At 71.2% G+C, this 19,692-nt stretch carries 24 protein-coding genes; 12 read left to right on the top strand and 12 right to left on the bottom strand.

The genetic code is table 11. The features are described from left to right. Nucleotides 1–224: 224 nt before the first annotated feature. Nucleotides 225–794, top strand: coding sequence for a sigma-70 family RNA polymerase sigma factor (locus tag JOE35_RS04375; protein WP_307802931.1), 570 nt, complete (start codon nucleotides 225–227; stop codon nucleotides 792–794). A 487-nt stretch (nucleotides 795–1,281) separates the two neighbouring features. Here JOE35_RS04375 and JOE35_RS04380 read toward each other — a convergent pair whose 3' ends face one another. Beyond that, the gene (locus JOE35_RS04380; RefSeq protein ID WP_245186035.1) at nucleotides 1,282–1,983 is read right to left on the bottom strand and encodes a hypothetical protein; all 702 of its coding nucleotides are present in this window, start codon (nucleotides 1,981–1,983) and stop codon (nucleotides 1,282–1,284) included. Nucleotides 1,984–3,228: 1,245 nt separating this feature from the next. Between JOE35_RS04380 and JOE35_RS04385 the strand changes: the two genes are divergently transcribed. Further along, nucleotides 3,229–3,576, top strand: coding sequence for a DUF4440 domain-containing protein (locus tag JOE35_RS04385; RefSeq protein WP_209560020.1), 348 nt, complete (start codon nucleotides 3,229–3,231; stop codon nucleotides 3,574–3,576). Between the two features lie 33 nt (nucleotides 3,577–3,609). Here the strand turns inward: JOE35_RS04385 and JOE35_RS04390 are convergent, their stop codons facing one another. Next, nucleotides 3,610–4,539, bottom strand: a complete 930-nt coding sequence (locus JOE35_RS04390) for an NADP-dependent oxidoreductase (protein ID WP_209560021.1) — start codon at nucleotides 4,537–4,539, stop codon at nucleotides 3,610–3,612. Nucleotides 4,540–4,629: 90 nt separating this feature from the next. Here JOE35_RS04390 and JOE35_RS04395 point away from each other — a divergent pair, with 90 nt between their 5' ends. Then, nucleotides 4,630–5,124, top strand: coding sequence for a MarR family winged helix-turn-helix transcriptional regulator (locus JOE35_RS04395; protein ID WP_209560022.1), 495 nt, complete (start codon nucleotides 4,630–4,632; stop codon nucleotides 5,122–5,124). Nucleotides 5,125–5,416: 292 nt separating this feature from the next. Beyond that, a complete protein-coding gene (chrA, locus tag JOE35_RS04400) occupies nucleotides 5,417–6,628 on the top strand; it encodes a chromate efflux transporter (RefSeq protein ID WP_209560023.1) in 1,212 nt (403 codons plus the stop codon). A 59-nt stretch (nucleotides 6,629–6,687) separates the two neighbouring features. On the opposite strand, the gene JOE35_RS04405 is transcribed toward chrA, so the two are convergent. Beyond that, nucleotides 6,688–7,143 (bottom strand): VOC family protein, encoded by a 456-nt coding sequence (locus JOE35_RS04405; protein WP_209560024.1) that lies wholly within the window; start codon nucleotides 7,141–7,143, stop codon nucleotides 6,688–6,690. A 98-nt stretch (nucleotides 7,144–7,241) separates the two neighbouring features. On the opposite strand from JOE35_RS04405, the gene JOE35_RS04410 reads away from it, so the two are divergent. Further along, a complete protein-coding gene (locus JOE35_RS04410; RefSeq protein WP_209560025.1) occupies nucleotides 7,242–7,781 on the top strand; it encodes a GNAT family N-acetyltransferase in 540 nt (179 codons plus the stop codon). Between the two features lie 240 nt (nucleotides 7,782–8,021). Here the strand turns inward: JOE35_RS04410 and JOE35_RS15815 are convergent, their stop codons facing one another. The 3 genes from JOE35_RS15815 to JOE35_RS04420 form a co-directional block, all read right to left on the bottom strand. Continuing rightward, nucleotides 8,022–8,144: a hypothetical protein gene (locus tag JOE35_RS15815; RefSeq protein ID WP_280869576.1), complete on the bottom strand. Its 123-nt coding sequence runs from the start codon at nucleotides 8,142–8,144 to the stop codon at nucleotides 8,022–8,024. 73 nt (nucleotides 8,145–8,217) lie between these two features. After that, nucleotides 8,218–8,742 (bottom strand): GNAT family N-acetyltransferase, encoded by a 525-nt coding sequence (locus tag JOE35_RS04415; protein ID WP_209560026.1) that lies wholly within the window; start codon nucleotides 8,740–8,742, stop codon nucleotides 8,218–8,220. Between the two features lie 56 nt (nucleotides 8,743–8,798). Beyond that, on the bottom strand, nucleotides 8,799–9,662 hold the full coding sequence (locus tag JOE35_RS04420) for an alpha/beta fold hydrolase (RefSeq protein WP_209560027.1): 864 nt from the start codon (nucleotides 9,660–9,662) through the stop codon (nucleotides 8,799–8,801). A gap of 83 nt (nucleotides 9,663–9,745) precedes the next feature. On the opposite strand from JOE35_RS04420, the gene JOE35_RS04425 reads away from it, so the two are divergent. Together JOE35_RS04425 and JOE35_RS04430 are read left to right on the top strand one after the other, a co-directional pair. Then, nucleotides 9,746–10,273 (top strand): CGNR zinc finger domain-containing protein, encoded by a 528-nt coding sequence (locus tag JOE35_RS04425; RefSeq protein ID WP_209560028.1) that lies wholly within the window; start codon nucleotides 9,746–9,748, stop codon nucleotides 10,271–10,273. Nucleotides 10,274–10,342: 69 nt separating this feature from the next. Then, a complete protein-coding gene (locus tag JOE35_RS04430; protein WP_209560029.1) occupies nucleotides 10,343–11,344 on the top strand; it encodes an NAD-dependent epimerase/dehydratase family protein in 1,002 nt (333 codons plus the stop codon). 157 nt (nucleotides 11,345–11,501) lie between these two features. Here JOE35_RS04430 and JOE35_RS04435 read toward each other — a convergent pair whose 3' ends face one another. From JOE35_RS04435 to JOE35_RS04450, 4 genes are all read right to left on the bottom strand, one after another. After that, entirely contained in the window at nucleotides 11,502–12,200 is a 699-nt protein-coding gene (locus tag JOE35_RS04435; RefSeq protein ID WP_209560030.1) for a cation transporter, read from the bottom strand. Continuing rightward, complete coding sequence (locus tag JOE35_RS04440; protein ID WP_209560031.1) at nucleotides 12,197–12,550, bottom strand: helix-turn-helix transcriptional regulator; 354 nt, start codon at nucleotides 12,548–12,550, stop codon at nucleotides 12,197–12,199. Before JOE35_RS04440 ends, JOE35_RS04435 begins: the two co-directional genes overlap by 4 nt. A 74-nt stretch (nucleotides 12,551–12,624) precedes the next feature. Beyond that, nucleotides 12,625–13,122 carry a DUF2231 domain-containing protein gene (locus tag JOE35_RS04445; protein WP_209560032.1) on the bottom strand — a complete coding sequence of 166 codons (498 nt, stop codon included), beginning with the start codon at nucleotides 13,120–13,122 and terminating at the stop codon, nucleotides 12,625–12,627. 56 nt (nucleotides 13,123–13,178) lie between these two features. Then, nucleotides 13,179–13,976 (bottom strand): hypothetical protein, encoded by a 798-nt coding sequence (locus tag JOE35_RS04450; RefSeq protein WP_245186051.1) that lies wholly within the window; start codon nucleotides 13,974–13,976, stop codon nucleotides 13,179–13,181. Nucleotides 13,977–14,094: 118 nt separating this feature from the next. Between JOE35_RS04450 and JOE35_RS04455 the strand changes: the two genes are divergently transcribed. Genes JOE35_RS04455 through JOE35_RS04470 form a run of 4 tightly spaced genes read left to right on the top strand, consistent with a single transcriptional unit; the run spans nucleotide 14,095 to nucleotide 17,342 of the window. Further along, nucleotides 14,095–14,895, top strand: coding sequence for a phosphatase PAP2 family protein (locus tag JOE35_RS04455; protein ID WP_209560033.1), 801 nt, complete (start codon nucleotides 14,095–14,097; stop codon nucleotides 14,893–14,895). Next, nucleotides 14,892–15,551 carry a DedA family protein gene (locus JOE35_RS04460; RefSeq protein ID WP_209560034.1) on the top strand — a complete coding sequence of 220 codons (660 nt, stop codon included), beginning with the start codon at nucleotides 14,892–14,894 and terminating at the stop codon, nucleotides 15,549–15,551. Before JOE35_RS04455 ends, JOE35_RS04460 begins: the two co-directional genes overlap by 4 nt. After that, a complete protein-coding gene (locus JOE35_RS04465; RefSeq protein WP_209560035.1) occupies nucleotides 15,538–16,209 on the top strand; it encodes a response regulator transcription factor in 672 nt (223 codons plus the stop codon). Before JOE35_RS04460 ends, JOE35_RS04465 begins: the two co-directional genes overlap by 14 nt. Further along, complete coding sequence (locus JOE35_RS04470; RefSeq protein ID WP_209560036.1) at nucleotides 16,206–17,342, top strand: HAMP domain-containing sensor histidine kinase; 1,137 nt, start codon at nucleotides 16,206–16,208, stop codon at nucleotides 17,340–17,342. Before JOE35_RS04465 ends, JOE35_RS04470 begins: the two co-directional genes overlap by 4 nt. A 157-nt stretch (nucleotides 17,343–17,499) precedes the next feature. Here JOE35_RS04470 and JOE35_RS04475 read toward each other — a convergent pair whose 3' ends face one another. Next, a complete protein-coding gene (locus JOE35_RS04475) occupies nucleotides 17,500–18,444 on the bottom strand; it encodes a chlorophyllase (RefSeq protein ID WP_209560037.1) in 945 nt (314 codons plus the stop codon). A 117-nt stretch (nucleotides 18,445–18,561) separates the two neighbouring features. Between JOE35_RS04475 and JOE35_RS04480 the strand changes: the two genes are divergently transcribed. Then, nucleotides 18,562–19,188 (top strand): TetR/AcrR family transcriptional regulator, encoded by a 627-nt coding sequence (locus tag JOE35_RS04480; RefSeq protein WP_209560038.1) that lies wholly within the window; start codon nucleotides 18,562–18,564, stop codon nucleotides 19,186–19,188. Nucleotides 19,189–19,232: 44 nt separating this feature from the next. Here JOE35_RS04480 and JOE35_RS04485 read toward each other — a convergent pair whose 3' ends face one another. Continuing rightward, nucleotides 19,233–19,685, bottom strand: a complete 453-nt coding sequence (locus JOE35_RS04485) for a VOC family protein (RefSeq protein WP_209560039.1) — start codon at nucleotides 19,683–19,685, stop codon at nucleotides 19,233–19,235. Nucleotides 19,686–19,692 lie beyond the last annotated feature (7 nt).

Genomic DNA, 19,692 nt, shown 5'->3' on the forward strand with positions numbered 1-19,692 from the left:
ACTTTGGGGGACAATCACGGCTGACCAGCTGATCTCCGAAGCCGCGTTGAAGTGTCTCTGGCTCCCGTCAAGCAGTCGGTTCCTGCTGACCCAGGGCGGCGGTGCCTTCCCCGAACTGGGGGACGCGGTCACGATGCAGGTGCATACAGTGACAGCAGCGCTCGGGGGAGTGTCTCTCATCCCCGTGGCCTCTCTGATCGGACCTTCTCGTGTCGCTTGCTTCTGTGCTGTCTGTCACCGCTGAACGAACGAACGAGGACCTCCTCGCTCTCGTCGCAGAGGGCAACGATCGCGCTTTCACGGTGTTCTATGACCGGACGTCTTCTCGGGTCTTGGGCTTGATTCGGAGGATCTTGGTGGACCCGGCGCAGTCCGAGGAGGTCGCTCAAGAGGTGTTCCTCGCCACATGGCAAGAAGCGACGTCTTTCGACCCGGCCCGGGGCACAGCTCTGGCGTGGTTGCTCGTCCGGGCCAGGCGCCGCGCGATCGACCGTGTCCGGTCCTCGCAGGCCGCCCGTGACCGCGACACCCTCGCCGGGCTGCGCGATCTCGAAGTCAGCCGGGACGACGTCGCGGAAAGAGCAGAAACTCTGATCGAGCACCACCGTGTCACGACCAGCATGAAAGCCCTCGCGGCCCCTCAACGGGAAGCGCTCGAGCTGACGTACTTCGGCGGGTACACCCAATCCGAAGCGGCAGCGAAAGCGGGTGTCCCGATCGGGACGATGAAGACCCGCATTCGGGACGCCCTGATCGCGCTGAGGAAGCTCACCGCCGAACCCCGCGCCGCGTGAAGCTGACGCACTTTCGCGAACGACTTTCGCGGGCGCCTAGCGGATCAGGGGCAGCGGTCCTACTCTGAGCGTGCCCGGCGGTGGTACCCCGGGGACGGCACCGCTTGTCTGCTCCTGATCCGCAGGCGACCGGCAGCCCACACACGCCCCCGCCCGAGCGGGGGCGTGTGGAGGTCCACGGACATCCCAGTCGAGGAGCACTGTCCTTTCGTGAGGAATGCTCCTACGATCGACATGCCCCGAGACGGTTCAGGGCTCGGGAAGGCCCAGCCCCCGCCGTCGCGTCGACTTCGGGTGTCCGCGGCGGCGGGGAACTGTGCGCCCCGTCCTCTTTGATCTCACCCTCGGTGTTGTCTGATTGGTGCCGGACGTTGCGGGCGCACGGAAAACCCCATCCCGCTCGCGTAGCGGGATGGGGTTCCACCGGGATGCCGGCCCTACGAGGTACGGCGCAGCACCGGCGCGGTCGACACCGTGCGGGAGAGAGTTACTCGGTGGCGACGGTGATCTTCGCGACGCCGACGAGCATCTCGTCCTGGACGGCGTCGGTGTTGAAGGTCTGGTTCAGCAGGGCTGCGGCGTCGGGGCTGATGTGGACGGTGGTGCCCTCGAGGACGGCGTTGGTGCCTTCCATCTGGAGGGGCTTCAGGGTGCCGCCGTAGAGGTTGAAGAGGTAGGCGTCTTCTGCTGCGACGGTGCCGTTGGCGGTGACGGTGCCGTAGAGCTTGCTCTCGCCCGGGTCGATGCGGAAGTCGGTGAGCTCGACGACGGTGCCGTCGGCAGCGGTCAGCGACAGGCCGGAGCCGTCGTGGTCGATCTCGCCCTGGACGTAGGGGCGGACGTCGCTGGCGGGGTCGTAGTAGTCGACGTTGCCGCCGGTGATGGGGAAGGAGAAGGTGCCGTCGGTGAAGCCGGCGGTGCCGACGACTCCGGGGGTGAGGCCGAGGGTGCCGAGGGCGTCGACGAAGGACGCGTCGACGGCGACCTGGGTGTCGACTCCCTTGCTGAGGTCGGGGAGCGAGGCCAGGGGCTCGGTGCTGGCGGCCGACGAGGACGACGAGGGGGCGGCGGACGACGACGAGGTCGAGCCGGCGTCGCTGGAGGAGCAGGCGGCGAGGCTGAAGATGAGGGCGCCGGAGGCGACGATGCCGAAGGCGGACTTGGTGATGGTCTTGCGTGAGATGTTCACGATGGTTCTCCTTGTCTGTGGTTCCCGGTGGGGAGTTGACAGGGGTTCGCCACGGTCGCTGGATGGGTTTGGTGCGTTACCTGACTGAGATATTCGACCCATTTGGGCCACGTTCTCCTCAGAGCTGTCCTCACCCGCGCCGGATGCCGAAGACCGACAACAGGGTGCGTAAGGGCCCTCGCAGTCCTACTTCTTAGGCCCCCAAAGCGTCGTCGTTCTGCGTGCGCTGAGGCAACGACGCAACCCGGATCCCGGGCCTGTCGCTCGCAGTAGAACGGGTGTCGGCGACGCTTGAGCTGCCCCTGAGGAGCACGCTGCTACTCGTTGAGGCGTCCGCCTGACCTCCCCTCACCGAGATCAAAATCGGACCGACCTTGCGAGACACCCAAAACGCCTTAGGTATAGGGGAGGGCGACTGGCCTTATGTGTCCGGGGAACGATCGTCGTCCGTACGCGCCCCGCCAGCTCTTGGGCTACAGGTAGTTCTCGTAGTGCAGCCAACGATCGGCGCGGTGCGTCAACCCGGCAGCTCGAAGGTCAGGTTCTCGATCTCGTAGCGTCTCGAAACCGACGGAGGCGATGTCATTGATGAGCTGGTCCTGTTTGCGGTCGATCCCTGGCGTGTGGTCGCCCCGAATGGACCGCACCCACTCAAGAGCCTCAAGTAGCTCGATCACAGGCATTTCCCTGAAGCGTGTTTCTGCGTCTGGAGATTCTGGGGGCGCCTCATTGCCTCTCTTCGGCACACGACCGGGTCGAATCCTTCTGCTCACACGCGTGAGCATATTCGTCAGCTACATGGGGGGAAGTAGCTAGCGCAACGCGCTTGTCAGAATCCGAAGGTGAAGGACCAATCGGGTGACGCGGGTGGGTCGTGTGCGTCGATGGTTCGCTCCAATGCCAGAAATTGCGAGACGACTTCCAACCCCGAGTGTGTCAGGCGCGTATCCCGAGAGGGGATCCCTCCCCGAGCTGGGTTTCAGATTGATCAGTCAAAGCCGATGAGCTCACACGGCTCAGGGGAGCGGTCAGTGCTCGCGGGAAGCGAGCGTGCATCTACCCGCGAAGCGGCACCAATTGCTGCTCTTGGGCGCTTTAGCCGAATCGACCAAAGCACCCAAAAGCTCCGAAGGTCGATCACTGCAGAGCCCTCCCTGCTGCGTCCCGCTAGCCGATGCTCGTCCGGTTCGTCTTCAGAGTTCAGTACTGCTCGAAAGTTCACGTCGGCGCACGTACCGTCGAGGGATGACCTTTCATGCCCGTCTCCAGCAGGCAGAACTCGACCTTCTCGAGGGGCCGGCTCGACGTGACGACAGGCATCTTGCGGCGGTTCTTCATGACGATTTTGTCGAGATCGGAAGATCGGGCCGGAAGTGGTCGAAAGCTGAGATCATCGATGCGCTGCTCCAGGAGGTTGGTTCTGCCGATCTCGTTGTCGATGAGTGGGAGAGCACGCGTCTTTCGTCGACTCTCACGCTGTTGACCTACCGGCTTGGCGGTGCTGGGGAGCCACAAAGCAGGCACACTTCACTCTGGGACACGAGTGCGCCTCAGCCAGTCCTGCGGTTTCATCAAGGCACCCGAATCACCTGATGTGATCCATGGCAATTCCCATCCTCGTGGCTGTCAAGGGAGCACGATCACCTTGCCGGCGATGCGGCCTGCTGCCGCCTCGGCGTGCAGCGCCGGCAGCTCGGCCAGGGAGATGCGCCTGGTCACCTCGACCGTCAGATCGCCGGCGTCGACGAGGGCGCCGAGCTGCTCGAGGCGGTCGTGGTTCGGCCGCACGAACACCGTCGCGGCGCGGACGCCGCGCGATTCGTCGCCGGGGGTGGCGATGAAGGCGGTCGTGCTGACGACGACGCCGCCGTCGCGCACGGCGGCGACGTCGGCCTCGAACTGCGCCGGGTCGAGCGGTGCCAGGTTGAGCAGCACGTCGACCTGGCCGTCGAGGGCGCCGATGACGTCGGTCTCCGTGTGGTCGACGACCTGGTCGGCACCGGCGGCCCGGACTGCGTCGGCGCTGCGGGGGCTCGCCGTCGCGATGACGTGGGCGCCGAGACGCTTGGCGAGCTGGATCGCGTACTTGCCGACGACACCGCCGGCCCCGACGACGAGGAGGCGCTGGCCGGCCTGGAGACCGCCGTCGTCGACGAGGGCCTGCCACGCCGTAAGGGCCACGGACGGCAGGGCCGCCGCGTCGGCCAGGGGGATGCTCGTCGGGGCGGTGACGAGGGCGTCGGCCGGTGCGACGACGAACTCGGCGGCGCCTCCGTCGCGTTCCATCGGCAGGAAGCCGACGACCTCGTCGCCGACGCTCAGGCTCTCTACGCCGTCGCCGAGCGCCTCGATCGTCCCCGACACGTCGTAGCCGGGCACATGGGGGAGCGCCACCGGGATGGGCAGGAAGCCGCCCCGCATGCCCGCATCGGCCGCGTTGTAGGCGGATGCTGCCACCCGGACGAGCACCTCACCCGCCCCGGGAGCGGGCTGCTCGACCTCGACGTGCTGGAGGACCTCGGGTCCACCGATCTGCTCGAAACGCACTGCCTTCATGATGATCTACTTCGTCATGTGCTTCGAGTTCGAAGCAATACCGTGAACGTAGCACTACTTCGAACTGGAAGCAACAGGTAAGCTCGGGACATGTCCGAACCCTCGCCCGCCCTCACGCCGGCCCAGCTCGCCGCCTACCTCGCCTTCACCGAGGTCAGCGCGCTCCTCCGGCCCTCGGTCGAGAAGCAGCTGCGGGAAGCAGGCGGGCTGAGCTACGTGCAGTTCCAGCTCCTCGCGCGCCTGGGCGATGACCCGGAGGGGCGTCAGCGAATGACGGATCTTGCGGACGGGGTGGTCCACAGCCGGAGCGGACTGACCTACCAGGCGCAGCTGCTCGAGCAGCGCGGCCTCGTCGTCCGTTCTCCCTCGCCCGACGACGAGCGCAGCACCGTGGTCGCCCTCACGAGGGCAGGCCGTGACGTCCTCGCCGAGGTCTTCCCTGGACACATCGAGACCGTCCGCGGTCTCCTCTTCGCTCCGGTGACGAACGACGACGCCGAACACCTCGCCCGGATCCTCGGCCTCGTGAGCACGCACCTCCGCGCCGCCCCGCCGCGCTCGGCGCGCAGGCGCACGTCGACCTGAGCTGTCAGCGCGAGGTCACCGGAGGCACGCTGCCCTGGGTCACCAGGTCCGGTAGGGGCTGGCACAGGAGAATTCATCTGATCGTCACGGTCTGAGGCTGGCCGAAGGCGCAGCATGGCCTGATGGTCCTGCTGGCGTGCGTCGACGACGAGTGCGGGGGAGTCGGACTCAGCGCGGGGCGACCCGCTGTCCGTGACGCGCACGACCCCGACGCGCCTCACGAGGCCCTCTGCTCACTCTGTGGCCGATCCTGGGACGTGACCCCGTGGTCCGCGCTGGACGAGGTCGACGCGTGAGCTCGACCGGCGTCGCCCCCGGCCGCCGTGGGCCAGCCGGAGAGGTGGCCCGGGTCTTCGGCGTCCTCGGGCTCACGTCGTTCGGCGGACCCGTGGCGCACCTCGGGTTCTTCCGCTCCGCAGTCGTCGAGCGCCGCGGGTGGCTGACCGACCGTGCCTACGGCGACCTCGTCGCCCTCGCACAGTTCCTGCCGGGGCCGGCGTCGAGCCAGGTCGGCTTCGCGCTCGGCCTCGTTCGCGCCGGGCCGCTCGGGGCCCTGGCCGCGTTCGTCGCCTTCACGCTGCCGTCTGCCCTGCTGTTGTTCTTCCTCGCCGTCGAGGTGGGCAGGGTCGACGGGCCGATCGGCCGCGCCCTCGTCGCCGGCCTCGGCATCGGAGCCGTGGCGGTCGTCGCGCACGCCGTGACCGGGCTGGCACGGTCGCTGGCGCCCGACGCGGTCCGCGCCTCCGTCGCGGTCATCGCCGTCGCCCTGACGCTCGGGCTGCCGGGCGCGGTCGGGCAGCTCTCGGCCATCGCCGTCGGCGTGCTCACGGGGCTGGCGTTCTCCCGCCCCGCGCCAGGCTCGGATCACGAGCCCCTGCGCTTCCCTGTCCGGCGTCGCACGGGGGTGACGTGCCTCGCGGTCTTCGCCGCGCTGCTCGTCGGGCTCCCGGCGCTGGCCAGGATCACGGGTTCGGAGGCGGTGGCGCTCGTCGACGTCTTCTACCGCGCCGGCGCCCTCGTGCTCGGCGGCGGCCACGTCGTGCTGCCGCTGCTGCACACAGGCCTCGTCGAGCCCGGCTGGGTCAGCGACGAGGTCTTCCTCACCGGGTACAGCCTCGCGCAGGCCGTGCCCGGCCCGCTCTTCACGGTCGCGAGCTACCTCGGTGCCGTCGCCGACCTCGGCCCCGGAGGCGCACCAGGGTCGCTTCTGGCCACGCTCGCGATCTTCACGCCGGGGTTCCTGCTGGTGATAGGCGTCGCGCCGTTCTGGAACAGCATCGGGTCGCACGTGGGCGTGCGGGCCGGGATGCGCGGGGCGAACGCCGCCGTGGTCGGGCTGCTCGTGGCCGCGCTCCTCGACCTCGTCGGCACGACGGGCGTCCTCGATCCCGGGCCGTTCTGCCTGGCGCTGGTGTGCTTCGGGCTCCTGCAGGCGTGGCGGGCACCTGCGTGGGCGGTCGTCGCCGTCGCGGCCCTCGGCGGCATCGTGCTCGGCCTCGCCTGACGGCCACGACCTGCCTCGCCGGGTGGGCGAACCGGACGAGATCCGACAGCCGACGCGGACTACGGGAGCTGTGGGGGCGCGATCAGCTCGAGGAATCCACCACGGGCGCCTTCGAGGTAGATGATGCGTGTGCCGGCTCGGGCGCCACCAGTCATCAGGTGAGGTGTCCCGACTGGTCTCCAGCCGTGTCCAGCGCAGAGCTCGAGCACACGATCGAGGTCGGAGACCGTGAGCGCGATGTGCACGGTGCCGACGTGTGCGGGCGAGCCGGCAGACTCGAGCAGTCGGGGCGGGTCGTACTGCAGCAGCTCTACCCGGTGGGGGCCGAGTGTCACCGTCGCTGCGCGGATGACGGAACCGCGGACGCCGGTCGTCGCCGCCGTGACTTCCCCGTCGAGCGTGAAGGTGCGCTCGAGCACGAACCCGAGACCGGAGCACCACATCACCAACGCGTCGTCGAGGTCGGCCACGGTGAGACCGGAGTGAGCGATGTCGGAGACGAGTGGTGATGCCATGACATCAGTATCGAGCTCCCACACGTCTGCCTGACGGAAGAGGATCCCGACACCCGATCGGCGGCCGGGCGCACCGGGGATGTGTCAGGCTGCCGTCGATGACGATCACGAGCTCCCCGTGGGGTCACCCCCAGCCTGAGCGGTCGCAGATCCACTTGGACGTCGTGCCCGAAGGTGTCCTGCACGGGCTGGCTACGGGCGAGTCGGCGTCGCTCCCCGTGCAGCACGTCTCGCCCTATCTCGCAGGGCCAGACTGCGTCGGGTTGTGGCGCATGAGGAGCCAGCAGATCAGAGAACGCCCCGGCGACGCAGCCTGGATCACTCGTCTGATCGTCGATCCCCGCGTCACGGTTCCCGTCGGACTGGCCGGATTCCACGGGGCCCCGGACGCGGCCGGCATGGTGGAGGTCGGCTACCGTGTGGACCCGGGGTTCCGGCGTCGAGGCTATGCACGAGAGTCGCTCGAGACCCTTCTCGCAGTCGCGCGGCGGCACCCGGACGTGCGGACTGTCCGTGCCACCATCAGCCCGGACAACGCGGCGTCACTCGAGCTCGTCGACAGCTACGGGTTCGTCGAGAACGGCGAGCAGTGGGACGAGGAAGACGGCTTGGAGATCATCTTCGAGACGCCAGCGTAGGCAGCCGTCGTCGTCCAGGCGGCGTCCGCGGAACGATCGCCATCCGATGCGCGCCAGGATCTTCCCGGAGGTGCCGACCCGATCACGGACGCGGGATCGTCAAGGTCCCGGAGCGTGGCACGATCGGGACACGGCAGCGGTCGCCCCCGTCCAGATCGGGCAGGGACACCGCCTCTTCGGGGAGCTGCCCAGCGACGTCGTACTCACGCGCAGGTCTCGGTGTCCACCGCGGGGATCGGCCTACGAGCGCTCCTCGGCATCCTTGATGCCGGCTGCGACGGCACGCCGGATGACCCAGTAGAGCGCGTAGAGAAGGGCGCTCGTGATGACGGCGAAGAGGGCGGCGCTGGTCAACGGGTCCATGGATCAACCGTACGAGGTGTCGTCGGCCGCAGTTCACCTGGCTTCGCCGCAGCGCCGTCGCGGCGCTGCGGGCTCAGGAGCCGGGCAGCGTGACGGCGTACTTGAAGCCGACGTGGGAGTCGACGAAGCCGAGCCTGAGGTAGAACCGGTGGGCGTCTGTGCGAGCGGCGTCCGACGTGAGCTGCACGAGCGGCGCGCGGAGCTCGGGAGCCGCCTCCTCCACGACCCATCTCATGAGCGCGCCGCCGATGCCGGAGGAGCGCCGCGTGCTGTCGACCCTGACCGCCTCGACCAGCAGCCGGGTGCTCCCTCGCCTCGCCATGCCGGGGATGACCGTGAGCTGCAGCGTGCCCACCACCTCCCGGTCCGCGTCCACCGCGACGACGAGGTCGTTGCCCGCGTCGTCGAGGATGCGGCTCAGCGCCGACGAGTACGCGCCCTCGTCCTCCCCGCTGGCGACGTCGCCCCGGCCGGCGCTGACAGGGTCGTCGGCGAGCAGTCGCATGACGGCATGGAGGTCGCCGGGCTCAGCACGCCGGACGAGCACGTCTGCTCCGCGGGCGGACAGGACGACGGGCAGGCTCAGATCGCTGATCATGGTCCATTCTCCGTCGGGCACGTGACGTGCGGGCAGTCTCGGCGGGTCAGCGCTGGTCAGCGCTGGTCAGCGAGCCAGGCCCTGATCGTGTCGACCACCTCGTCGAGGTGCGACTCGAGCAGGAAGTGCCCGCCGTCGACCAGCTCGACACGGGCGCCCGGGGCGTCGCGCTCGAACGCGCGCGCACCGGCGGCGGCGAAGATCTCGTCGTTGCGTCCCCAGACGGCCAGGACGGGGACGCCGGAGGTGCGGAGCCAGTCGTGCACAGCCGGGTACAGCTCGCGGTTGGTCGCGTAGTCGCGGAACAGGTCGAGCTGCACGTCGCCCTGCCCGGGGCGGGCGAGGAGTGCGAGGTCGTGCTCCCACGCGTCGGGGTCGACCGTCGACGGGGCGGGCACCCCGTGGGTGTACTGCCACTCGACGGCCTCTCGACCGAGGGCTGGGCGGAGCGCGTCGCGGGTCTCGTCCGTCCGCTCGGCGGCGTCGGCCCAGATGCCGTCCCAGAAGCTCGGCACGAAGCCCTCCTCGTAGGCGTTGCCGTTCTGCGAGATGACGCCCGTGACGGCGGACGGGTCGGCGAGGGCGAGGCGCCAGCCGATCGGGGCGCCGTAGTCCTGCACGTAGACCGTGTACCGCTCGATGCCGAGCGTGGCGAGGAACCGCGCGGTCACCTCGGCGAGCGCGGCGAACGTGTACTCGAACTCGTCGGCCGACGGCGCGGACGAGCGGCCGAAGCCGATGTGGTCGGGCGCCACGACGCGGTAGCGGTCGGCCAGAGCCGGGATGAGGTGACGGAACATGTGGGAGCTCGACGGGTACCCGTGCAGGAGGAGCAGCACGGGTGCGTCGACGGGCCCTGCCTCCCGGTAGAACACGTCGAGCCCGTCGACGGAGACGGTGCGGTGGTGGACGGCGACCATGTCTAACCCCTTTGGTTTGTTTTACTGGTTAGGCGACGGTAGCATGAGTCCACGTGCCGAACGGTGCGGAGAGGACGGGGACGATGCTCACGGACGAGGAGCTGCTGCTGGCCGTGCTCAACAGCGCCCCGGTGGTGGACGGCCGCCCGACGGACGACCTCGCGGGCGCCTCCGGTCGGGAGCTCGCCGTGAGCTGGGGCGGCGTCGGCACGGCCGACGAGGTCGCCCAGCTCCGCCGCGCCCGTGGGGCTCTGCAGGCCGTGATCCGCGGGACAAGGGCTGGGGCTGGGGCCGAGGCCGAGACCGGGTCCCCGGCCGTCGACGAGCTCGCGGCCGTCGTCGAGGGCGCCGTGCGCACCCCCCAGGTGACGCACGACGGCGTGCGCTGGGAGCTGCAGGCGGCGGACGACGATCGTCTCGCGACGGCCGCCGTGCTCGCGTGGTCGTCCGTGCTCGCCGACTTCCCGGGGCGGCTCCGAGCCTGCGCGAACGACGAGTGCAACCTGTTCCTCGTCGACCACAGCCGCCCCGGCACCGCCAAGTGGTGCTCCATGGCGACCTGCGGCAACAGGATGAAGGCACGGTCGCACGCCAGCCGCGCCCGCAACTGACCGGTCGTCCCGGCCCGCGGCGGAACGAGCAGACTGGGGCAGTCCTCCACGAAGAAAGAAGACTCCCTCATGTCAGCGTTGACAGTCCTGTTCATCGGCGGCACCGGCATCATCAGCTCGGCAGCCGCGGCCCGAGCCGTCGAGCTCGGCCACGACCTCACCGTCCTCAACCGCGGGTCGTCGTCGACCCGGCCCACGCCTCCTGGGGTCGAGGTGCTGACGGGGGACGTGTCCGATCCCGCGTCGATCCGCCGGGCCCTCGGCGACCGGTCGTTCGACGTCGTCGTCGACTTCGTCGCGTTCACCCCCGACCAGGTCCAGGCCGACATCGACCTCTTCACCGGTCGGGCCGGTCAGTACGTCTTCATCAGCTCGGCGTCGGCGTACCAGAAGCCCGTCGCGGCGTTGCCGATCCGTGAGTCGTCTCCGCTCCGCAACCCGTTCTGGCAGTACTCCCGGGACAAGATCGCCTGCGAGGACCTGCTCGTCGGCGCCTACCGGGAGACCGGCTTCCCCGTCACGATCGTCCGGCCGTCGCACACCTACGACCGCACCTCGATCCCCGTGACCGGCGGCTGGACCGTCGTCGACCGGATGCGACGCGGCCGCGAGGTGGTCGTCCCCGGCGACGGGACGTCGCTCTGGACGCTGACCCACCACACCGACTTCGCCCGCGCGTTCGTCGGGCTGCTCGGCCTGCCGGCCGCCGTCGGCGACGTCTTCCACATCACCTCCGACGAGGCCCTGCCCTGGAACCAGATCTACACGACCCTCGCCGCCGCGGCGGGCGTCGACGACCCGGCGCTCGTCCACGTGGCGAGCGAGAGCGTCGCCGCCGTCGAGCCGGAGTGGGGCCCAGGGCTCCTGGGCGACAAGGCGCACTCGGTCGTGTTCGACAACGCGAAGGTCAAGGCGTTCGTCCCCGGCTGGCAGGCGACGACGTCGTGGGCCACGGGCGCGCGCGAGCTCGTCGAGTGGTACGACGGCGACGCCTCGCGTCGCGAGGTCGACCCGGCGACGGAGGCGGCCTTCGAGCGGCTCCTCGCCGGAGCTCGCGCCTTCGGCTCCTGAGCGGGACGGCGGTGCCGCATCACGTTCCGGGCATCACGTCGCGTCACGGCGGGACGCGACGCTCGGAACGTGATGTGACACGGGAGGCGCGGCCCGGGAGACGCGGCACGGGAGACGCGACCCGGGAGGCGCCACACGGGACCATGGGCCCCGCGGCTCAGCAGCAGTCGCAGGCCTCGACCTGGCGCTCGCCCGTCAGGGCCGAGACGGGGGTCGTGCAGGAGTCGCCACGCCAGGCCTCGAGGCCCTCGCGCACGGCGAAGACGACGATGACGAGCCCGGCCACGGGGTCGGCCCAGGTCCAGCCGAACGCGAGGTTGAGGACGAGGCCGACGAGGACGGCCGCCGACAGGTACGAGCAGATCAGGGTCTGCTTGGAGTCGGCCACCGCCGAGGCCGAGCCCAGCTCGGTGCCGGTGCGGCGCTCGGCCAGGCTGAGGAACGGCATGATCGCCAGGCTCGCCGCGGCCAGCACGATCCCGACGGGGGAGTGGTCGGGCTCGCGGACGCCGGTCAGGGCCAGGACCGCGTCGACCGACACGTACGCGGCCAGGCCGAAGAATGACACGGCTATGACGCGCAGCGCGACCCGTTCGCGCTTCTCCGGGTCGGGGGCGGCGAACTGCCACGCGATCGCGGCGGCCGACAGCACCTCCACGATCGAGTCCAGGCCGAAGCCGACCAGGGCGGTCGAGGAGGCGACGGTGCCGGCGGCGATCGCGACGATCGCCTCGATCACGTTGTAGGTGATCGTGACGGCGACGATGATCCTGATGCGTCGCTGCAGCACCGGCCGACGGGCCGACCCGAGGAGGCGCGGCGCGGCTGGCGCGGACGTGCCCGCCGTGGCGGTCACGCGCCGGTCCCGCAGCAGAACGGGACGTCGCAGGCGTCGTCGGCGCACGGCTCTCCGTCGTCGACGGCGAGCACGACGTCGACCAGGGCCGTCAGCGCCTTCGTGAGGTGCGCGTCGGCGATCTCGTACCGCGTCGACCGGCCCTCCGGCACGGCCACGACGATGCCGCAGCCCCGCAGGCAGGCGAGGTGGTTCGAGACGTTCGAGCGCGTGAGCCCGAGCTGGTCGGCCAGGGCGCCGGGGTAGCCGGGCTCGTCGAGGAGCTGCAGCAGGATGCGCGACCTGGTCGGGTCGGCCATGGCGCGTCCCAGGCGGTTCATGACGTCGACACGCGACGGAAGGGTCAGCATGCGCTGACTATACAGCGAGCGCTGACCAGTTTCTCCCAGGGCACGGGCTCACCCCGCGCGCGCGCGACCTGGGGTCACCCGCCCGAGGAGTTGGACCAGACGGCCTTCGCGCCCGAGTCACCGATCCGGACGGTCGTGACGATCCCGCCGATGCTGGTGCCCACGACCAGCACCGTCAGCACGGCACCGACGATCAGGCGCATGTCGTGCCGCAGGGCCGGCCGCGGGCGCTGCGCCTCCGGCGTCAGCACCCAGCGCTGCCACGCCCACTGCCCGCCGGCGACGACGAACACCGCGATGGCCCAGGGCAGCAGGGTGTCGCCCAGCTGCGTGTGGGTCTCGAGCAGGGCGCTGTGGCCGACCCGCTCCTCCAGCGACTCGCCCGACGACGTCGCGAGCGGCACGGCGATCAGCGAGACGAGCGCGACGAGCGGGGTGATGAGGCCCAGCCGTCGACGGAGCGCTGGCCAGAACGCGCCGACGAGCAGCAGCAGCGCCGCCGTGGGGAACGCGACGACCACGACGTGGACGATGAGGGGGTGCACGGGGAGGCCGTTGATCTGCCAGTCCACGGGGTCTTCTTTCTCGAGGGGGCGGGAGTTCGGGGGGAAGAGGGGAGAGGGGGCGGTCAGACGCGCAGCGCGGGTCGCGCCGGTCGTCGCGCCGTGAGCACGACGACGAGGGCCGCGATCGCGGCCAGGAACACCACGCTCGTGACCGTCGACCCGAGGCCGAGCCCGCCGTCGGCGACCGGCTGCGACAGGAAGTCCCCGACGGAGGCGCCGAGCGGCCGGGTGAGGACGTACGCCGCCCAGAAGGCGAGCACCGACCCGACGCCGGCGAACCTGTGGGCCAGGGCGACGACGGCGATGGCCGCCGCGAACAGCAGGGCCGACTGCAGGTAGCCGAGCGCGAGCTGCTCGCCGAGCAGGTCGCCGACCGCGGTGCCGAGCGCGAACGTCATCAGCACGGCGGCCCAGTAGAACGACTCGCGACGCGGGGTCGTCACCTCGTGGATCGACAGGGTGCCGTCGACGCGGTGCCAGACGACGAACACGACGGCCAGCGCGACCGCGAAGACGGCTGTCGAGACCCACAGGCTGACCCCGAGCGAGTCGGTCAGCGTGTCGGTGAGGAGGGTGCCGACGACGCTGATCAGCACGACGGCGAGCCAGTAGATGATGGGCACGTAGGCCCGCGACCGGAACTGCACGACGAGCGCCCCCACGAGCAGGGCCGCCATCACGACGCTCGTCACGGTCAGCCCGAGTCCGAGGCCGTCGGCGAGGAAGTCGGCGAACGTCTCGCCGACGGTGGTGCAGAGCACCTTGATCACCCAGAACGCGAGGGTGATCTCGGGGACCTTGCTGAGCAGGGCCCGGCGTCCGGAGGCCGTGGCCTCGGCGGGGACAGCGCGTGTCGTCATGCCACGACCGTCACGGGTCGCCTCCCAGAAACCGCCCAGACGCCCAGCCGAGGAGGCGCGGGTCGGCCGGCCAGCTCGTCTGGGCGGTTTCTGGGACGGCCGGGCGGAGCCTCGGCGCATGACCGTCCTGCGCCGTCCGCCCTCGTCGGCGCTCCCTCGTGGCCGCACCGCGCCTCCTCTGTTCCCCGCCGTCCGAGCGGTCGTCCACGACCGGGCGTGGGCGGCGTGGGGCGCGACCGGCATCGTCGGCGTCGTCGTCGCGGGGCTGCTGATCACCTCGGGCGCCGGCGGCGTGAGCGAGGTCGACCTCGACCTCGTGCAGCACGCGAGCCGCGCGCACGCACCGGTGCTCGACGGGGCGGCGCTGCTCGTCGACCGGCTGCTCGGCCCCCAGCTCGGCGCGGCCCTCGTGCTGCTGCTGGTCGTGGCGGTGTGGGTCGTGAGCCGTCGCGCGGCGGCGGCCCTGACGGTCCTCGGCGTCGCGGTCGGGCCGTGGGCCGCAGCCGAGCTGGTCAAGCTCGTCGTGCAGCGCGACCGGCCCGACCCCGGGCTGCTCGTCGACCCCCTCATCATCGAGCCGCACTCGTTCTCGTTCCCGAGCGGGCACACTGCCCTCGCGACCGGCCTCGCGCTGGCGGTCGTCCTGCTCGCCCGGGGGCGGCGCGGGGCACCCGTCGTGATCGTGGCGGCGGCGCTCGCCGTGGCCGGCGTCGGGCTGTCGCGCGTGTGGGTCGGCGTGCACTGGCCGAGCGACACGGTCGCCTCGGTCGTGCTCGGCTGCTCGGTGGTGGCGATGCTGCTGCCGCCGTGGCTGCGTCTGGTCGACCAGGTCGAGAAGCGGTCCCGGCCGGCCCACCCCGTCGAGCCCTCGGCGCCGAACTCCTCCCCGACCACCGACCCAGGACGGACCCGCTCATGAGCATCCTCGACCCCCAGACGCTCCTCGCCGGCATGGGCCCGTGGGCCCTCGGCGGCCTCTCGCTGATGATCTTCGTCGAGTCGGGCCTGCTGTTCCCCTTCCTTCCCGGCGACTCGTTGCTCGTCACCGCGGGCCTCCTGCACCAGAGCCTCGGGCTCAGCGTCGCCGTGATCGCCCTCTGTGCTTTCCTCGCGGCGGCGGCCGGCGACCAGGTCGGGTTCTTCCTCGGCCACCGGTTCGGGCGTCGCTGGTTCCGCCCCGACGCCCGCGTGCTCAAGACGGCGCACCTCGAGCAGGCCGAGGCGTTCTTCGAGCGGCACGGCGGCAAGGCGCTCGTGCTCGGCCGGTTCGTGCCCGTCGTCCGCACCTTCGTGCCCCTCGCCGCCGGCACCAGCGGCTACCCGTACCGCAGGTTCGTCGTCTGGAACCTCACCGGCGCGTTCTTCTGGGCCGTCGGCATGACGGTGCTCGGATCGCTGCTCGGTGGCCTACCGTTCGTGGCAGACCACATCGACCTGCTCGCCGTCGGGCTCGTCGTCGTGTCGGTGCTGCCGATCGTGGTCGCGGCCCTGCGGCGTGCGCACGCCGCCCGGGCCTCGAACGACGCCGAGGCGACGACGACCAGAGACGAGGAGGCGGTGGGTGACCGGTCCTGACACGCGCCCGCGCCTCCTGCTGGTCGAGGACGACCCTGGACTCGGGCCCATCGTGGCCGACGTGCTCGGCGAGGCCTGGCAGGTCGACCTCGTGGTGGACGGCCGACGCGGGCTCGACGCCGCCCGAGCTGGTGGGCACGCCGTGCTCGTCGTCGACCGGCGCCTCCCGGGGCTCGAGGGCACCGAGCTCGTCGCGACTCTCCGTCGTGAGCACGTGACGACCCCGGTGCTGATGCTGACCGCGCTCGGCACGACCGCCGACCGCGTCGCGGGGCTGGACGGCGGGGCCGACGACTATCTCGTCAAGCCGTTCGAGTTCGACGAGCTGTTCGCCCGGCTGCGGGCCCTGACGCGGTCGTTCGCCGCCGAGGAGCGCTGGCTCGACGTGGGCGAGGCACGCCTCTACCCCGAGAGCCGCATCGTCGTCACGCCCTGGTCGAGTCGCGTCGTGCTGAGCGAACGCGAGAGCGCACTGCTCGCCGAGCTCGCGCGGCGCCCCGACCACACCTTCGACCGGGCGGACCTGCTCTCCCGCGTGTTCCCGCACGGCGAGCAGCTCGGCACCGTCGACACCTACGTCAGCTACCTGCGCCGCAAGATCGACCGCGACGTCGTGCTGACCGTGCGCGGGCGCGGGTACCGGGTGGGGGCGCTGTGAGCGGGCTGCGAGGTCGCGGGCGAGGTCACGGGCGAGGTCGCGCTGCGGCCCAGGCCCTTCCCGATCCCGTTCGTGCGGCCGACCCCGAGGCTGCGGCGCTGCAGGCCGCCGCCCGGTCGATCGGCCGGCAGATCGTGCTCGTCTCCGGCCTCGTCGTCGTCGGCGCCCTCGCGCTGACGATCGCGTGGGTGCTGCACCAGACCGTCCCGCAGGAGCGTCTCGAGCAGGTCGCCGCCGCCGGCCAGGGCGAGGTCTTCGTCTCGGCCACGGACGTCGTCGCCGGCCTTGTCGTGCTCGGCGTGGCGGGCGTCGTCTTCGCCGGGCTCGTGACGGTCGTCATCGCCCGGCGTGCCGTCCGGCCGCTCGGCGAGGCCCTGCGGCTGCAGCGCCAGTTCGTCGCGGACGCGAGCCACGAGCTGCGGACGCCCCTGGCCGTGCTGGACGCCCGCCTCCAGGCGCTGCAGCGCAAGATCGCCGGAGGCGCGGCGACCGCCGACGAGAACGTCACCGCCGATCTCGCGAGGCTCCGCGACGACTCCAGGGCCCTGGTCGACATCGTCGGCGACCTGCTCGAGGCGGCGGGGAGCGACCCTGCCGGGGGAGCGACCGAGCAGGGGTCCGCACCGCTCGACGACACGGTCGCTGACGTCCTGCGGTCGATGTCGGTGCTCGCGGAGGAGGGCGGGGTCGCGCTCGTGCAGGACGCGGTCGCCGGGGTCGCTGCTCGGGTGCGCGTGCCGCCCGCGAGCCTCCGCCGGGTCGTGCTGGCCCTCGTCGACAACGCCCTCGGCCACGCGCCGCGGGGATCCACGATCACCGTGTCGACCCAGGTGCGGGCCGGCTCGGTCGTGCTGACGGTCACCGATCAGGGACCGGGGATCACCGGCATCGACCCGACGCGCGTCTTCGACAGGTTCGCGCGGTCGGAGTCGGCGCCGACTGGTCCGACTTCGTCGTCTGTCCCGACTGCTCCGGCTGGCGGAGGGCAGACCAGCCGCCCCAGCTTCGGCATCGGCCTCGCGCTCGTCCGCGAGATCGCCCTGCGGCACGGCGGCAGCGTCCGCGTGGCCTCGTCCTCGGCAGCAGGGACGACGCTCGAGCTGACGCTGCCCCTCGCGGACGTCGTCGGCTGACGAACGCGGGCCCCGCGGACGGGTACGCGCACCGCGCCTCCTTCGCGGCGGTGTCGCGTCGTGTTCCAAGCGTCCCGTCTTGCCGTCGCGCGACGGGACGCTCGGAACGTGATGCGGCACGCGCCCGGCACGCAACCCCTGGCGCCGGGGATCGCCGTCACTTGCTGTCGACGCGGCCGATCGGCTCGGCACCGGCCCCGAAGGCGTCGCGGGCTGCCGCCCAGCTGCCGTCGTCGACGTGCAGCGCGGTGCGGAGCCACGCGGTGGTGAGGCGCTGGACGACGGCGACCCGCTCGGGGCTCTCGTCGGTGGTCTCGGCGACCTCGTGGCCGACGATCCCGCCCAGGGAGTGCTCCGCGCCGTGCAGCGTCAGCAGGTCGCTCGTGCCGGGGCTCTGCACGTAGGCGTCCGTGAACCAGTCGGGCCCGCGACGGGACATCCTCGACTGGTCGTGGTCGCCGGCCACGACCAACGTCGGTGTCGTCAGCTCGGCGAAGGAGGGGCGCATGAAGGGGAAGTTCGCCTGGGCGAACGGGGCCAGGTCGTCGCCGGCGAGACCGGTGGCGGCCAGCAGGACGCCCGCGGTGACGCGAGCGTCGGACCTGTCCGGGCCGACGCCTCCTTCGTCGTCCAGGATGCGCGCGCCGAGCAGCGACTGTGCCGTCTGCCCGCCCCAGGAGTGACCGGCCACAGCGACGCGGCTGCGGTCGACGCGGCCGGCGAGGCCCGGGACGGCAGCCTCGACGGTGTCGAGCTGGTCGAGGACGCGCGTCAGGTCCGAGATCCGCTCGGTCCAGATCGTGGGGAAGACGGGGTGGTCGGGGCCGAACCCGTTCCGGCGGGAGTCCAGGTGCGTGGGCTGGACGACGACGAAGCCGTGCGACGCCCAGAACGCCGTCAGGGGTGCGTAGCCGTCGAGGTCCCACCCGTTGCCGTGCGAGAACACGATCACGGGCAGGTCCGTCCCGGTCGCGGGCGCGGACACGCGCACCTCCAGCGGGACGGGGCGGCCGGGGGCCGACAGCGCGACGGGGGCGACGGACACGACGGGGCTCGCCGCCCCGACGACGCTGTCGAGAGCAGTGGTGGTGGATGAGGGCATGGTGCTTCCTTCCTGGGAGCGTGCTCTGCGACACTGGGTATCGGAGCGATGCTCCGCAACGTTACGGAACATTGTTCCGTTAAGCAAGGGCGCGACCCGTGATGCGAAGGAGGCGGCATGACCGACCCGCAGGACGACGATGGATCCGCCGTGCGCACGAGGCCGCCAGGCCGCCCGCGGCAGGACTCTCAGGCCCTGCTGGACGCCGCGGCCGCGGTGTTCGTCGAGTCCGGCGTCGACGCGCCCGTGCGGGAGATCGCCGCCCGGGCCGGTGTCGGGGTGGGCACGGTCTACCGCCACTTCCCGACCCGTCCGGCGCTGGTCGTCGCCGTCTACCGGCACCAGGTCGAGGCGTGTGCCGAGGCCGGCCCGCGCCTCCTCGCCGAGCGCGCGTCCCCGGAGGCGGCGCTGCGGGAGTGGGTGGCGCTGTTCGTGGACTTCCTCGTGACGAAGCACGGCCTGCCCGGCGCGCTCCACGGCGACGACGCGGGGTCGGACGCGCTTCACACCTACTTCGTCGGCCGCCTCGTCCCGGTCTGCGCCTCCTTGCTGGAGGCGGCCCGCCTGCATCACGGGCTCGACGGCGACGCGCCCCTGGACGGGTACAGCCTCCTCAGGGGTGTCGGCAACCTCTGCATCGGGGCTGCGACCGACCCGGGGTACGACGCCGACCGCCTCGTGCAGGCCCTCGTGACCGGCGCGCTCGGCTCGGGTGCGTCGTCGGTGTCGGACGTCGCCCCCTGACCTGCCCGTCGTCGTCGTCGTGCCGGCAGCGAGCCGGGCGCAGCTCAGCTGTGGGTCGTGTTCGCACGCATCTCGTCGACGGTCATCTCCGGGGCGCCGCCGGCTGCCGCCTCCTGGTCCATCCAGACGAAGTCCCAGTGGTGGCCGTCGAGGTCGTCGAAGCTCTTCGAGTACATGAAGCCGTGGTCCTGCTCGCCCGCGGGCGTCGCGCCCGCGGCGAGGGCCTTCTCGTGGATCGCGTCGACCTCCTCCTTGCTCTCGGCGCTGAGGGCGAGCTGCACCTCGGTCGAGGTGGTGGCGTCGATGATCGACTTGCTCGTGAACTCGGCGAAGAACTCGCGGGTGAGCAACATGGCGGTGATCGTGTCGCTGATGACGATGCTCACGGCGTTCTCGTCGCTGAAGCCCTCGTTGACGGACCAGCCGAGCGACTCGAAGAACGCGCGTGAGCGGGACGGGTCGCTGACGGCCAGGTTGACGAAGATCGTGGTGGGCATCGGGGCC

It is taken from the genome of Frigoribacterium sp. PvP032 (genome assembly GCF_017833035.1).
GTDB lineage: Bacteria > Actinomycetota > Actinomycetes > Actinomycetales > Microbacteriaceae > Frigoribacterium.

Excerpts from the sequence above, each read along its gene's own strand:
- JOE35_RS04420 (WP_209560027.1), bottom strand. The coding sequence starts at position 9,662 with ATGGTCGCCGTCCACCACCGCACCGTCTCCGTCGACGGGCTCGACGTG.
- JOE35_RS04485 (WP_209560039.1), bottom strand. The coding sequence starts at position 19,685 with ATGCCCACCACGATCTTCGTCAACCTGGCCGTCAGCGACCCGTCCCGC.
- JOE35_RS04390 (WP_209560021.1), bottom strand. The coding sequence starts at position 4,539 with ATGAAGGCAGTGCGTTTCGAGCAGATCGGTGGACCCGAGGTCCTCCAG.
- JOE35_RS15815 (WP_280869576.1), bottom strand. The coding sequence starts at position 8,144 with ATGGACCCGTTGACCAGCGCCGCCCTCTTCGCCGTCATCACGAGCGCC.
- JOE35_RS04475 (WP_209560037.1), bottom strand. The coding sequence starts at position 18,444 with ATGCCCTCATCCACCACCACTGCTCTCGACAGCGTCGTCGGGGCGGCG.
- JOE35_RS04415 (WP_209560026.1), bottom strand. The coding sequence starts at position 8,742 with ATGATCAGCGATCTGAGCCTGCCCGTCGTCCTGTCCGCCCGCGGAGCA.
- JOE35_RS04425 (WP_209560028.1), top strand. The coding sequence starts at position 9,746 with ATGCTCACGGACGAGGAGCTGCTGCTGGCCGTGCTCAACAGCGCCCCG.
- JOE35_RS04430 (WP_209560029.1), top strand. The coding sequence starts at position 10,343 with ATGTCAGCGTTGACAGTCCTGTTCATCGGCGGCACCGGCATCATCAGC.
- JOE35_RS04395 (WP_209560022.1), top strand. The coding sequence starts at position 4,630 with ATGTCCGAACCCTCGCCCGCCCTCACGCCGGCCCAGCTCGCCGCCTAC.
- JOE35_RS04405 (WP_209560024.1), bottom strand. The coding sequence starts at position 7,143 with ATGGCATCACCACTCGTCTCCGACATCGCTCACTCCGGTCTCACCGTG.
- JOE35_RS04410 (WP_209560025.1), top strand. The coding sequence starts at position 7,242 with ATGACGATCACGAGCTCCCCGTGGGGTCACCCCCAGCCTGAGCGGTCG.
- JOE35_RS04460 (WP_209560034.1), top strand. The coding sequence starts at position 14,892 with ATGAGCATCCTCGACCCCCAGACGCTCCTCGCCGGCATGGGCCCGTGG.
- JOE35_RS04455 (WP_209560033.1), top strand. The coding sequence starts at position 14,095 with ATGACCGTCCTGCGCCGTCCGCCCTCGTCGGCGCTCCCTCGTGGCCGC.
- JOE35_RS04385 (WP_209560020.1), top strand. The coding sequence starts at position 3,229 with ATGACCTTTCATGCCCGTCTCCAGCAGGCAGAACTCGACCTTCTCGAG.
- JOE35_RS04480 (WP_209560038.1), top strand. The coding sequence starts at position 18,562 with ATGACCGACCCGCAGGACGACGATGGATCCGCCGTGCGCACGAGGCCG.
- JOE35_RS04440 (WP_209560031.1), bottom strand. The coding sequence starts at position 12,550 with ATGCTGACCCTTCCGTCGCGTGTCGACGTCATGAACCGCCTGGGACGC.
- JOE35_RS04450 (WP_245186051.1), bottom strand. The coding sequence starts at position 13,976 with ATGACGACACGCGCTGTCCCCGCCGAGGCCACGGCCTCCGGACGCCGG.